Annotated in this window: 12 protein-coding genes; 7 read left to right on the forward strand and 5 right to left on the reverse strand. The window is 42.5% G+C overall.

Annotated elements, in window-relative coordinates; all coding sequences use genetic code 11:
• Positions 1 to 143: 143 nt before the first annotated feature.
• Together gshB and gshA are read right to left on the reverse strand one after the other, a co-directional pair.
• Positions 144 to 1,142 (reverse strand): glutathione synthase, encoded by a 999-nt coding sequence (gene gshB, locus C7H79_RS07925; RefSeq protein WP_106706748.1) that lies wholly within the window; start codon positions 1,140 to 1,142, stop codon positions 144 to 146.
• Entirely contained in the window at positions 1,139 to 2,446 is a 1,308-nt protein-coding gene (gene gshA / locus C7H79_RS07930) for a glutamate--cysteine ligase (RefSeq protein ID WP_106706749.1), read from the reverse strand. The genes gshB and gshA overlap by 4 nt, the downstream gene beginning before the upstream one ends.
• Positions 2,447 to 2,564: 118 nt before the next feature.
• Between gshA and C7H79_RS07935 the strand changes: the two genes are divergently transcribed.
• The 3 genes from C7H79_RS07935 to C7H79_RS07945 all read left to right on the forward strand — a co-directional run bounded on the left by C7H79_RS07935 (position 2,565) and on the right by C7H79_RS07945 (position 6,550).
• Positions 2,565 to 4,547 (forward strand): monovalent cation:proton antiporter family protein, encoded by a 1,983-nt coding sequence (locus C7H79_RS07935; RefSeq protein ID WP_106706750.1) that lies wholly within the window; start codon positions 2,565 to 2,567, stop codon positions 4,545 to 4,547.
• Positions 4,548 to 4,790: 243 nt separating this feature from the next.
• Complete coding sequence (nirK, locus tag C7H79_RS07940) at positions 4,791 to 5,891, forward strand: copper-containing nitrite reductase (protein WP_106706751.1); 1,101 nt, start codon at positions 4,791 to 4,793, stop codon at positions 5,889 to 5,891.
• A 131-nt stretch (positions 5,892 to 6,022) separates the two neighbouring features.
• On the forward strand, positions 6,023 to 6,550 hold the full coding sequence (locus C7H79_RS07945) for an adenine phosphoribosyltransferase (RefSeq protein ID WP_106706752.1): 528 nt from the start codon (positions 6,023 to 6,025) through the stop codon (positions 6,548 to 6,550).
• 17 nt (positions 6,551 to 6,567) lie between these two features.
• Here C7H79_RS07945 and mpl read toward each other — a convergent pair whose 3' ends face one another.
• Positions 6,568 to 7,962 (reverse strand): UDP-N-acetylmuramate:L-alanyl-gamma-D-glutamyl-meso-diaminopimelate ligase, encoded by a 1,395-nt coding sequence (mpl, locus tag C7H79_RS07950; protein ID WP_106706753.1) that lies wholly within the window; start codon positions 7,960 to 7,962, stop codon positions 6,568 to 6,570.
• A gap of 178 nt (positions 7,963 to 8,140) precedes the next feature.
• On the opposite strand from mpl, the gene gluQRS reads away from it, so the two are divergent.
• From gluQRS to C7H79_RS07970, 4 genes are all read left to right on the forward strand, one after another.
• Positions 8,141 to 9,034, forward strand: a complete 894-nt coding sequence (gene gluQRS / locus C7H79_RS07955; RefSeq protein ID WP_106706754.1) for a tRNA glutamyl-Q(34) synthetase GluQRS — start codon at positions 8,141 to 8,143, stop codon at positions 9,032 to 9,034.
• A gap of 160 nt (positions 9,035 to 9,194) precedes the next feature.
• The gene (locus C7H79_RS07960; protein ID WP_106706755.1) at positions 9,195 to 10,361 is read left to right on the forward strand and encodes an NAD(P)/FAD-dependent oxidoreductase; all 1,167 of its coding nucleotides are present in this window, start codon (positions 9,195 to 9,197) and stop codon (positions 10,359 to 10,361) included.
• Positions 10,362 to 10,385: 24 nt separating this feature from the next.
• Complete coding sequence (locus tag C7H79_RS07965; RefSeq protein WP_106706756.1) at positions 10,386 to 10,865, forward strand: SRPBCC family protein; 480 nt, start codon at positions 10,386 to 10,388, stop codon at positions 10,863 to 10,865.
• A 56-nt stretch (positions 10,866 to 10,921) separates the two neighbouring features.
• On the forward strand, positions 10,922 to 11,374 hold the full coding sequence (locus tag C7H79_RS07970; protein ID WP_106706757.1) for a PAS domain-containing protein: 453 nt from the start codon (positions 10,922 to 10,924) through the stop codon (positions 11,372 to 11,374).
• A 272-nt stretch (positions 11,375 to 11,646) separates the two neighbouring features.
• Here C7H79_RS07970 and C7H79_RS07975 read toward each other — a convergent pair whose 3' ends face one another.
• A complete protein-coding gene (locus tag C7H79_RS07975) occupies positions 11,647 to 11,916 on the reverse strand; it encodes a chromate resistance protein ChrB domain-containing protein (protein WP_374058002.1) in 270 nt (89 codons plus the stop codon).
• Between the two features lie 18 nt (positions 11,917 to 11,934).
• Complete coding sequence (chrA, locus tag C7H79_RS07980) at positions 11,935 to 13,293, reverse strand: chromate efflux transporter (protein ID WP_106706758.1); 1,359 nt, start codon at positions 13,291 to 13,293, stop codon at positions 11,935 to 11,937.
• Between the last annotated feature and the right edge of the window lie 550 nt (positions 13,294 to 13,843).

Raw genomic sequence — 13,843 nt, forward strand, 5'->3', positions numbered from 1 at the left:
ATAAGCTTCAGTTTTGTATTGGAGAATTATGGTAAGTTTGATGTGAAATAACAGTTCTTCAATTCGATGGAGAAAGCGAAAAAATAAGAGTGTTCGAAATAGCTTTAAAGGAGGGCAGTTTTCTACAAACTGTGCAGATCATGTTATTGTTCTTGCCGGATTCTTTTTATGTCTTTCTTTTTGGCATTACTTGATTCATAGTTTTCTTCAATGGCATCCAGCATCATAGCCGCTACATTAAATCCAGTTTGCTTGGAAATCTCTTGCATTCCTGTAGGACTGGTCACATTAATTTCTGTTAAATAGTCGCCAATCACATCCAGTCCAACCAGCATTAAACCGTGTTTAGCCAGTTCCGGGCTCAATGAATCTGCAATTTCCTTATCGCGTGCAGATAATGGTTGTGTTTTTCCTGTACCACCTGCAGCGAGATTGCCCCGCGTTTCACCGAGTTTTGGAATGCGCGCTAAAGCAAAAGGGACCGCTTTGCCAGCAATGAGGAGTATGCGTTTATCGCCTTGAGCAATTTCAGGGATGAAGCGTTGCACCATGATGGTTCTTGTTCCATAGTGAGTCAACATTTCGAGAATCACGCTGATATTATAGTCTGCAAGATGGACACGAAACACATTGGCACCGCCCATGCCATCCAGTGGCTTTAAGATGATGTCTTGATGAGTGCTAAGAAATTCTCTAATTAAATGCGCCTGGCTGGTTACTAGAGTGGGTACAATAAATTGTGGAAATTTAGTAATGGCAAGCTTTTCGTTGTAATCACGAACACTCTTGGGACTGTTAATTACGCAGGCACCCTGAGTCTCAGCCAGTTCCAGCAAGTACGTGCTGTAAACATATTCCATATCGAATGGCGGATCTTTACGCATCAATACCGCGTCAAATTCGCGCAAAGGGATTGCCGAAGTATCACTGAGTTTGTACCAATGACCATCCGGGGGCGATGTGTTGGTCAGTGACAACGCACGTGAGAAGCCTGTAACAACATGATTGATCAATGCAATATCATGTTGATAAAGTACGTATATCTGATGGTTTCGGGCAATGGCTTCACAGATCAATGCATAGCTGGTGTCCTTGTCAGTTTTGATGGAATCCAGTTGATCAATGATAAAGGCAAGCTTCATGCCGGAGTTTGATCGGTACTTAATTCTACTTCAGAAGTATCGGTTTGTTGCAGTTCCAGTGCAGCGGCTAATAGCGCCAAGCGTGCCACAACACCATAAGCATAAAAGCGATTCGGTATAAAGTTCGATTGGGATGCGCTCGGCTCCAGGCAAGTGGTTTCAAATGCCAAAGGAACAAAATGCATGCCGGGAGCGTTCAAGTTTTCATCAATGCCACGTCCGGTATGTACTCGATAAAAGCCACCGACGACGTGGCGATCAATCATATAAATTACCGGTTCAGCCACCGCCTGATTGATCGTTTCAAAGGTGTACACGCCTTCTTGTACCAGCACATGGGAGACCTGTAATCCTTCTTTCACTACGGCCATTTTATTCCGCTGCCTGCGGTTAAGCTTATATATTTCCGAGCCATCTTTTACAGTCATGATTCCCATTCCATAAGTCCCTGAATCGGCTTTGACGATAACGAACGGGTCTTCCTTGACACCATATTGTTGATACTTTTTCCTGATCACTGAAAGAATTCGATCAACAGCGGCTGCTACGCATTCTTCTCCTTGTTTTTCATGGAAATTGATTTCTCCGCATGAGCTAAAACGCGGATTGATTAACCAAGGATCAATATCAATCAGATTGGCAAATTCAAGTGCAATGCGATCATAAGCGGCAAAGTGATTAGATTTTCGGCGTGTTGCCCAACCGGCATGCAAAGGTGGAATCACGATTTGATGCAGATTCTGCAAAATCTCAGGGATACCCGTTGATAGATCATTGTTAAGTAGCACAGCACAAGGCTCAAAATTTGCGACACTTAATTGATTGTCTTTTCGAGTAATCGGCTCAAGTCTAATAGACTGACCATCTAGAAGATCAATATCGATTGCTGTAGTGACTTCGGGCAACAAGGTGCCAATACGTACATACAGTCCGGCTCGTTGCATGATGTTTTGCAAGGTGGCAATATTCTGCAGATAGAAAATATTACGTGTGTGATTCTCTGGGATCAACAATAAACTATGCGTGTCCGGACAAATCTTGTCGATAGCATTCATCATCGCCTGCACACATAAAGGAATGAAGTCCGGATTAAGATTGTTAAAGCCCCCGGGAAACAAGTTGGTATCAACGGGGGCTAATTTAAAACCACTGTTACGTAAGTCAACAGAACAATAAAACGGCACGGTGTACTCGCGCCATTTGCCCCTTATCCAATGTTCGATGGTTGGCATGGCATTAATGATGCGATTCTCGAGGTCAAGAATAGGGCCGTTCAGGGCTGTGGAAAGATGAGGTACTGGCATTTTGCTTTAAATGATTGAACCAGAGCAATTATACCACTAAGGCTTAAATAGATTGTGATCAGCTCAATCCTGAAGTATCTTATGATTTTCATGTATCCCTTCATGACTTTTACTCGCCATGGTTAATCCGCTGCAACCGGTTCTAATTTTATTGGCCATCGCAGTTTTGGCCGTGGTCGTTTTCCGGCTCTTGCGCTTACCTCCAGTACTGGGTTATTTGCTGGCAGGTGTCAGTATAGGGCCGCATGCCCTAGGATGGATTTCAGACAACGAAGAAACACGTCATCTGGCCGAGTTTGGTGTGGTCTTTCTGATGTTTAGTATTGGCCTTGAATTTAGTTTGACTAAACTGATTGCCATGAAACGTATTGTGTTCGGTTTTGGAACGGCACAAGTGACTATCACGATTTTAGTTGTAATCATGATTGCTTGGGCACTGCAATTAGATTGGCGGGTTGGTCTGGTGCTTGGAGGGGCGTTAGCCATGTCATCTACGGCCATTGTAAGCAAAATGCTTGCAGAACGGGTGGAACTTAATGTTCCTCATGGAAGGCAAGTGATTGGCGTATTACTTTTTCAAGATCTGGCGGTCATTCCATTGCTAATTATCATTCCCGCATTGGTGATTGAAGTTGATGCGGATACTAACGATTTTAGTTATATGCTGACGATAGCAATTTTTAAGATAGCCGCTGTTCTTGGATTTATTCTATTCATTGGGCAAAAGCTCATGCGCCCATGGTTTCATTTAGTCGCCAGGCAGAAATCTTCGGAGTTGTTTGTTCTGAATGTATTGTTAATCACTCTTGGATTGGCATGGTTGACTGAGTTGGCAGGCTTATCACTGGCTTTAGGTGCATTTCTTGCCGGCATGTTGATTTCAGAAACGGAATATCGCTATCAAGTTGAAGACGATATAAAGCCATTCCGAGATGTGTTATTAGGCTTGTTTTTTGTGACTATTGGTATGTTGCTGGACTTGAGGGTGGTTTTTGAGAACTTTCTTTGGGTGTTTATTATATTGATAATGCTCATTGTTTTTAAAGTCACCGTGATTTCCGGATTGTCGCGCCTATTTGGCGCTGAGTCCAGTGTGGCGATAAGAACAGGATTAAATTTAGCACAAGCTGGTGAATTCGGGTTTATTTTGCTGGCGCAAGCAAGCGCAGCAGGATTAGTGGGAAATTCAATTCTTCAACCTGTTTTAGCAGCGATGGTACTGTCAATGTTTATTGCGCCATTCATGATTGAATACAGCGAACCATTGATTCATCGCTTTTACAGTTCAGATTGGATGCATCGCGCGATGCAAATAACGTCCATTGCAACACAAACCATGGTGACGCACAGTCATGTCATTATCTGCGGCTATGGGCGAAGCGGGCAGAGCATATCGCGTATTTTTGAGCAAGAATCGATACCGTTTGTTGCTTTGGATCTTGATCCGCAGCGAATTCATGAGGCTACCAGTGCTGGGGAGTCAGTTGTATACGGCGATGCAGCGCGACGTGAGGTTTTAATTGCAGCAGGACTGATGCGTGCAAGAGTATTGGTTGTGAGTTACTCCAATACAATTTCAACTTTAAAAATACTGAAACATGTACAAGAATTGCGGCCAGACTTGTCTGTTGTCGTTCGAACCCGTGACGATTCCGATATTGATTTGTTGAAAGATGCGGGTGCTACAGAAGTCGTGGCGGAAATTATGGAAGGAAGCTTGATGCTGGCATCCCATGCATTGATGTTTGTTGATATATCTACAGGCCGTATATTGCGACGTATACGAGAAATTCGTGAGCAACGTTACAGCTTATTGCGCGGCTTCTACCATGGGGCAGATGATGAAACGGAGAGTGATCATGAAAAATTATTTCCGCGGTTGCTGACAATATTGATTACCCCTGGCGCAGCAGCCATCAATAAAACTTTACGAGATCTTGATTTGACCAGCTTGACTGTCGAAGTAACTGCGGTTAGAAGACGAAATATCCGCGGATTAATGCCAACAGACGAGACGCGACTTGAGGCCGGTGACATTATTGTACTTAGAGGTACACAAGGTAATTTAGCTGCTGCAGAAATTAAATTGTTACAAGGTTAAATAGGTCACCATTTCTAAATGCAATGTCAAAATCCCCTGTTTGTATTGTGACTTTATCAAAAAGATTTCAGTAGTTTACGATGTGCAAAAATAGACAGTGCATTGAAGAAAGTGTATAGTTCGGGCACTGCCCTTTACTCTTGAGATTCAGAAAAGGGGAGGTGTTGAAGCTACGAGATTGCCTCAACAAATCAAGAATGGCGCATAAAAAAAGCGCAAAATACATCATTTATGGAGGGAGATATGATTAAAGCTGTTCAGGCAGTTGTAGGACTGGGATTGCTTTGTTTTGCTGCTACCCAAGTGGCAGCAGCACAAGACGTTTCTAAATTACCACGTGTAAAACAACAACTAGTGGCCCCACCAAATGTACCTGTACACGACCAGGTTGCCAAAGGCGGTCCAAAGATTGTTGAAGTACATATGGCGTTCGAAGAGAAACTTGTTGAAGTTGCTCCAGGTGCAAAAGTCTGGGGTATGACATTCAATGGCAGTATCCCCGCCCCACTCATCGTTGTGCATGAAGGCGATTATGTTGAATTGACATTATCCAATCCAAAATCCAGTACGCTGGCACATAATGTGGATTTTCATGCAGCGACCGGTGCGCTGGGTGGCGCTGGTTTGACATTGGTACAACCTGGTGAAGAAGTGGTTTTACGCTGGAAAGCTGTTAAACCTGGCGTATTTGTATACCATTGTGCGCCCGGAGGAACTATGATTCCATTCCACGTCATCTCTGGCATGAACGGAGCCATTATGGTATTGCCACGTGATGGTCTGAAAGACGCAAAAGGCAAACCCTACAAATACGATAAAGCATATTACATCGGCGAACAAGATTTCTATCTGCCAAAAGACGATAAAGGCAACTTCAAAACCTATGGCTCACCAGCTGAAGGCATGGCAGATATGCTGGAAGTGTCTAAAGGACTCATTCCAACCCACGTAGTATTCAACGGCGCCGTTGGTGCAATTACAGGTGACAACGCACTGAAAGCTAAGGTGGGCGAGAAAGTTCTGTTTATCCATTCACAAGCTAATCGCGCTTCATATCCGCATTTGATTGGTGGTCATGCTGATCTGTACTGGGTAGGCGGTTCATTCAGCGATACTCCGCTTACCAGCCAAGAAACCTGGTTTGTTCCAGCTGGTTCTGCAGTTGCTGCAGCCTATGAATTTCATCAACCAGGTCTGTATGTATACCTCAGTCACAACCTGATTGAAGCTGTATTGCTGGGTGCTGCGCTGCACATGAACGTTGAAGGAAAATGGAACGATGATCTGATGACCCAACTTAAAGCTCCAGCAAGCTTTGACGCTAAAGCTGCAATGGATCACTAAAATCTGATTTATTGATTTAGTATAGTTGTTGAAGTCACATTAAGAGACCTCAACCTGTAATGGGTTGAGGTCTTTTTATTAGCAGGAAGATCGAACTTTCCCTTCCTGATCGTTTAACTATAACCGAACATATGCCAATTAAATCTCGTATTCGCACCATTCCTCATTATCCACGACATGGAATCATGTTTCGTGACATCACAACCCTGTTAAAAGATCCTTTGGGGCTATATACAACAATACAGGAGATTGCTAATCGTTATGATGTGGTTACGATTGATAAAGTGGCTGGAATTGAGTCGCGTGGCTTCATCATTGGTGCGCCAGTCGCGTACCAATTAGGCAAGGGGTTCGTGCCTATTCGTAAACAAAATAAACTTCCTGCAGAAACATTAGGAAGAGACTACCAACTGGAATATGGCAGTGACCGTATTGAAATTCACGTAGATGCAATTCAACCGGGAGATCAGGTGCTTTTGATCGATGACCTGATTGCAACCGGGGGGACTGCTGAAGCTGCAGCAGGACTTATAGAAGATATGGGCGGAGAAATCGTGGAATGTTGTTTCGTGATCGATTTGCCGGATGTTGGGGGGAGAGCGCGTCTCGAGAAACTGGGCCATAGCGTCTTTGCACTATGTGAGTTCGAAGGCGAGTAGGCATCTGCAACAGATTTTCATTGATTTTTATGTAAGGCAGATAATAATTTATCATGAATGCCACCGAAGCTGCCATTGCTCATGATCAAGATATGATCTCCCGGCTTTGTGATCGCGGCGATATCTTGTATTAACTGATTTAAATCATCGTGGCAATCGACTTTATTATTTAATCCACTCAAGGTCGATTTTGCCCATTGCGAATCACGTGTGAAGCAAAAAATATGATCAGCTTCCTGCAAACTATGCGCAAGATAATCGTTCCAGACACCCATTTTCATCGTATTTGAACGTGGTTCAAGTACCGCAATAATTCTTTCCTGACCAATGTGTGCTCTTAAGCCATTTAGTGTTGTTTGAATCGCGGTAGGATGATGTGCAAAATCATCATAAACAGTGATATCGTTGACAGTGCCGCGTTTCTCCATGCGACGTTTTACATTCTTGAATTCTGATAATGCAGCAATTCCAGTTTTGACGGGCACCCCAGCATGTCTGGCAGCGATTAATGCCGCCAGAGCATTCATGCGGTTATGCTCACCTAATAATTCCCAGCACAGACGGTCTTGATGGGTGCCTTCAAAATAAACATCCATTTCATTATCTGCGAGCAATTGAGCGCTCCAGCCAGCTTCAGTTCCAAATTCCTCCACCGGGGTCCAGCAGCCCTGCGTCAGGACTTGTTTAATATTTTCATCTTTTCCATTGATTACGATCAAACCGTTATTGGGAATAATGCGTACAAAGTGATGAAATTGCCGCTTGATGGTTAGCAGATCAGGAAAGATATCGGCGTGATCAAACTCAAGGTTGTTTAATATCGCAGTTCTGGGGTGATAATGAACAAATTTAGAGCGTTTATCGAAGAAAGCCGTATCATATTCATCCGCTTCGATAACAAAAAACGGTGAAACTTCAGTTGAATCTGATTCGGGATCTTGGGTAAGCTTTGATCGTATATTTCCAACTCTTGCAGATAGACCAAAATTCTCGGGTATTCCTCCGATCAAAAAGCCTGGATTTAATCCAGCGTAATCGAGTATCCAGGCTAGCATCGAACTGGTAGTGGTTTTGCCATGGGTGCCCGCAACGGCAAGAACCCATCGATGTCTCAGAATATTTTCTGATAACCACTGTGGCCCGGACATATAGGGTAAATTCCGGTTAAGAATTTCTTCCATCAATGGATTTCCGCGGGTAATTACATTACCAATCACAAATATGTCCGGCTGAAGCTGGATTTGTTCGATTGAATAGCCCGATATTAATTCTATTCCTTGAGACTCAAGTTGTGTGCTCATAGGTGGATAAACATCTTGATCGCATCCAGTGACTTTATATCCGGATTCCCGCGCAATGGCGGCTATCCCTCCCATGAAAGTGCCACAAATTCCAAGTATATGAATGTGCATGATCCAGCTTAAAAGAAAATCTCGATTAGAAGAAATAGAAAAACCAACAGACTGTCTTGATTTGTAAATTATAGTTCATATGATTCATCTATAGAGCGAGTTGTTGCCGAAATTTTGCTAGTAATAGTGGTGCGGTGTAGTAGTGTAGTATTCTTTGAATTCAAAATAATTTCTTTTTGTGAATACCCATCATTTGATAGAAAAGAGTTATCGTGGTCGGTTTGCTCCATCACCAACTGGACCTTTGCATTTTGGTTCACTGGTTGCAGCTATAGGCAGTTATCTCGATGCTAAATTTAATCATGGCAAGTGGCTAGTCAGGATTGAGGATATTGATTCCCAGCGTGAAATTCCTGGAGCCACAAGTCAAATTCTATTTGCATTGGAGAGCCTAGGCATGGAATGGGATGAAGAAATTATTTTTCAAAGCCGACGCTCTGAAGTATATCGAGAAGCTCTTAATAGGTTAGAGAGCCACAATCTAGTTTATCCATGTACTTGCTCAAGAAAAGAAATTGCAGATTCCAGTATTATTGGTTTAAGTGGTCCAATCTATCCGGGAGCGTGCTTGAGAAATCCTCCTTCGTTGGACAAACCCTATTCACTGCGTATTCGGACCAATGAAAATCAAATCCAATTTCAAGATATTTTAAAGGGGATGTATTCGCAAACGCTCAAGTCGGAGATTGGCGATTTTGTGCTACGCCGAGCGGATGGTATTTATGCCTATCAATTGGCCGTTGTAGTCGATGACGCTGAGCAAGGTATCACGCATGTTGTGCGTGGTGCAGATCTTTTGGATTCTACGCCGCGACAAATATTTCTCCAGAACTTGCTAGGCTATAACACGCCGCGATATATGCATCTTCCGGTCGCTACCAATGCAGCAGGTGAAAAGCTCAGTAAACAAACTAACGCCGAGCCAATCGAAATCGCAAATGCATTGCCACAATTAGTCAAGGCGCTGTATTTTTTGGGACATGATCCTCCTCTGGAGATTATTAAGGGTGATATTTCATCTTTCTGGCAATGGGCTAGAGAGAATTGGCAAATCAATCTTATTCCACAATGAATTTATCTGTAATGTGACTGGTTTCGAATTGAATCTGTCAAAGTAATATCTGTGCTAGTCTGTGGTATCAATGAATAGAAATATTGCAGAGATTTGCTGAGATTAAAGAACGATAACGCGGGAGATTTTGTTCCCTGATAGCATCAGATAAGGAGATGTTGTGGCTTTTTTGCCTTTTAATATAGCGAAACAAAAAAAACTGAAAGTAGTGATTGTGGGTGGAGGATACGCAGGACTTGCGGCATTAACCAATCTTTTGCAATTTGCTCCAGATACCGATATTACACTCATAGATCCCAGGGCGCAGCATCTGAAGATTACCCATTTGCATGAAACATTCAGGTACCCAATAACAGATTTATTATTCTCATTTTGTGATCTGGAAAATCGTTTCGGATGCAAACATGTGCGGGCATCGGTCAATTTTGATAAGAATACGTTGCAGAATTGCCAAAAAAACAAACAAATAATACTTGATGATGAAGCAGTTCTGAATTTTGATTATATGATCATTGCATCCGGGTGCGAGAATAGCGCAGTTGATGCTATGGACTCAACAAATGTATTCAGTTTGCATGATTTCACTGCTGCCAATGGATCTGATTTGTTGGACAATTTTTTTGATCAAGACAATACTTCAAAACAGGTGATTTCTGTCGTGGGCGGTGGCGCAACCGGAATACAGTTTCTTTTCGAAATAAAGCAATTCCTGGTTCGGAAAAAATATAAAACAGATTTACGTTTGATTCATTCGGGTGAGCATGTGCTTGAACAATTTCCTGAGGGTTTCGGGGCTTATGCTGAATCTCGTATGCGTGATTTAGAGATTGCTTTTTACCCTAACACATATTACAGTGAACAGCATACTGCTGAGATTTCGTTAGTCGACAAGATAACAAAGAAGCAGTTTGAATTGTCGTCCAGTATGTCAATATTGTTTTTGGGCAAGAATCGGCAAAAAGCATATACGACTAACGCTTTTGGGCAGATTATAATTAATCAGAAGCCTTTGCAAAACATTTTTGCCGCCGGTGACTGTGCGCATTATCAATCGCTAGGATCAAATACCCTGACAGCACAGTCAGCCGTACGTAAGGGAAAGTTAGTAGCACGCAATATATTAAGACATTCAGGTTTTCCTGGGCTACTTGAACCCTACATGCACCACGAATTAGGCTACGTCGTAAGCATTGGACCTTCGGATGCTGTTGGTTGGCTGGTTTCGGAAGGAAATTTGATTACCGGCATCCCAGCACTGACAATAAAAGAGCTTGTAGAAGCTCAATACGATTTATTATTGTCAGGTATCGATACTTACTTGGTTTAGCAAACACTACGCAGGAGAAATTTTATGCTTGGTTTGTTTAAAGATAGCCCTGTAATCGGCAAGGCCAGTACAGTTATTCAAAGCCCGGCAGATAAGCTTTTCAATTTTATTGGCAATGATCTGCTTGCTAACTACCCTCGATGGTCGCCAGAAGTTAAGGAATTGGAGAAACAGACTGAAGGCCCAATACAACTGGGGACGATATGCCGGCAAGTACGTGTCGATCAAGGTAATCGATCTGAATCAACTTTTAAAGTTGAAGCTTTTGATATCGGTAAACGAATTTGTTTTAAAGGAACATCCGATCCTTATCGATGCGATTATGTGATGGAATCAATCAATGAGACTGAAAGCAGAATAACATTTTCTTTTGAACTGCTAAGCTTGGATCTTCATGTACGACCCTTTGAGAAACTGGTGCGTATTGCGGTTCAGGATGGAACGGAGAGAACCATAAAAAACATCAAAAAACTCATTGAAGCTGATATTGCTGGTTCAAAATAACCAATCATCGCAAAGTTTGCATTTAGCCAACAGTTGATTAACCTGGAGAGAAAATCATGGATTTTATCGTTGAAAAAGACCCTGGATTAATTCCACAAGTATTGTCCAAGATTCTTGATTCATGTGTAAATGGAGTATCACTGGCTGACCCTGATCTAGAGGATTTGCCCCTGGTATATGTCAATAAGGCATTTGAAGCCATAACAGGTTATACATTGGAGGAAACCGTAGGCAAGAACTGCCGTTTCTTGCAGGGAAATGAACATGATCAAACAGCTGTTAGTCAAGTCCGGGAAGCCATAAAAAATAAAGAATCCGTAGAAGTGGTGCTGCGAAACTATCGCAAGAATGGCGAATTGTTTTATAACCACTTACTGATGTCTCCGCTTTTTGACTCACACGGAAATCTGCTCTATTTCCTTGGGGTGCAGTATGATATTACTCCACAGATCCGTGCGGAAGAGGAAATTAAATCATTGAAAGAGCAACTTTCTGCACTTAAAAAGTGACAGCTGTATTCAGATATTGAACAAATCAGGCTGTATAAGTAGCTAGCAAGTGTTATTTATGTTTGGATATTAATCTATTATATTTTATAGCTATTGCGTTTTATCGCTTAGCAGTTATCACGGTTCCGATTTTGATATCCTCTTCAAATCCTCGAACAAAAAACATATTAAGCAAGTGATGAGAAGCATCAAGCCATAGTTTTTTATCCGCCCTTTGCATAGCAAAGGGTGGATTATCGAAGCATGATTCAGGTGCAACTAATACGTATTTTTCAATGAAGTGGAATTTCTAATAACTCCAGTAAATCCTGTAGTGCTGGATTTGTTAATTCATATTTTTTTAGAAACATAACAAAACTGCATTCATCACCTACATGAGACAATTCTACATTCGGCACATCATATGGGATAGCCCCGCTAATTTCGGCTTCGGCTATTACACGATCGCCAGAAACAAACAAAAATTCAGGATCTTTGTCGATAAAACGGGTTATCAACCAAGGACAAGCAATCCGATCAATTTTTGGACACTCACGAGTAATTCATTTCATAGTATTACCTCACAGGAAGGTCTTTAGGATCAGGCCAATGACTGCACAGGCCGCAATGACTTCAATTACATTGCGCTTAAAGCGAAGTAGTGCGATAGCAGCCACTAGGGTGATCAAAGCTGATGCCCAATCGAATGCGCCGGTAAAACCCTGCGGCCATAAAACATAATAACCGAAGAATATGGCTAAGTTCAGGATGACACCAACAACAGCTACCGAGATCGCAGTTAGGGGCGCAGTAAATTTTAAGTCACCGTGTGTAGATTCCACCAGAGGACCGCCAGCGAGAATAAAAATGAAAGATGGTAGGAATGTAAACCATACCACTAGAATTGCCGCCACTGTTCCAGCCAGAAATAACATATCCGGACCGAATAAGGCTTTTACATAGCCGCCGATGAACGCAACGAAAGCCACCACCATGATCAGGGGGCCGGGTGTAGCTTCGCCGAGTGCCAAACCGTCAATCATTTGCGCTGGTGTGAGCCATCCGTAAAACCCAACCGCACCTTGATAAATGTATGGTAATACCGCATAAGCACCACCAAAAGTTAGCAAAGCAGCTTTAGTAAAGAACCATCCCATCTGCGTTAGGGTGTGATCCCATCCATAATTTGCAGTCAGAAGTGTCATGGGTAGTAGCCATAACAATCCACCAATCATAGCCACCTTGATTAATCGTGACCAAAGAAAGCGGGCATGTTCTGGTGTTGGCGTGTGGTCATCGATGAACGCAGCGCCATAAGACTTGTTTGTTGTTCCGTGTCCGCCACCTACCTTAAAACTATTTGGATCAATACGTCCGCCAACATAGCCGATCAATGCTGCGCTGGCAACAATAATCGGAAATGGAACGTTTAATGCGAAGATGGCAACAAATGAAGCTGCTGCAATGGCCCATAGTAGATTATTCTTAAGTGTGCGTGAACCAAGGCGATATACAGCTTGTACTACGATGGCGGTTACTGCCGGTTTTATGCCATAAAATAAACCGGCGACCAGCGAAACATCGCCAAATGCGATATAAATCCACGAGAGTGCAATCAGAATGAACAAAGAAGGTAATACAAACAGGACTCCGGCAATAATTCCACCCCAAGTGCGGTGCATCAACCAGCCGATGTATACTGCAAGTTGTTGAGCTTCCGGGCCTGGTAACATCATACAATAGTTGAGTGCATGCAGAAATCGCCGTTCTGAAATCCAGTGCAAACGTTCGACTAAATCCTGATGCATGATGGCAATTTGTCCGGCTGGTCCACCAAAACTGATAAAACCCAGTTTTAACCAATACCAGAAAGCTTGCGAGAGAGTAACCTGCACAGGCAATATATTATTATTAGAATCGTGTTGCTTTGATACGTCCATTGCTTCTCCTTGGAATTAATTATCCAATATAGGAGCAGTCCTTGGACGAAAGTCGTCTTGAGGCGGGGAGGCTGCTTTATCCCCAATTCCGGCTATTGTCTACGTATCAGTAAGGAAAAGCAATAGGATACGAAGACCTACTATAGGATTGAGCTTTCGTAATGATGAACACTATGCTTGACATCGTGTGAAGTGCTAGTGTGAAGTGCTAGTGTGAAGTGCTAGTGTGAAGTGCTATGAACCTAAAAAGGTTCAATCCAAGTGGATTGTAACAAAAGCAAATTTACTGAAAGCCTTATAAAACTAATTTGGCACTTTCTTATATCTTGTCATTGGACTAATGGAGATTTCAAGCAGTGCCGGAGTAATGTGATGCCGTTAAACTAGATTGATTCTTTCAGTTAATTGATTTTTATCATTCTAGCTTCATATGGTTCGGATTTTTATATCCCAAGTATGAGAGCAGACCGTGGTGGTTGTGTAAGAATGCTGGCAATGAGCTTAGTGATGTGCTTTATAATCGCACTAAGCGGTATACAAGGTTTAAATA

Origin of the sequence: Nitrosomonas supralitoralis, from assembly GCF_003011925.2 — a bacterium.
Taxonomy (GTDB): domain Bacteria; phylum Pseudomonadota; class Gammaproteobacteria; order Burkholderiales; family Nitrosomonadaceae; genus Nitrosomonas; species Nitrosomonas supralitoralis.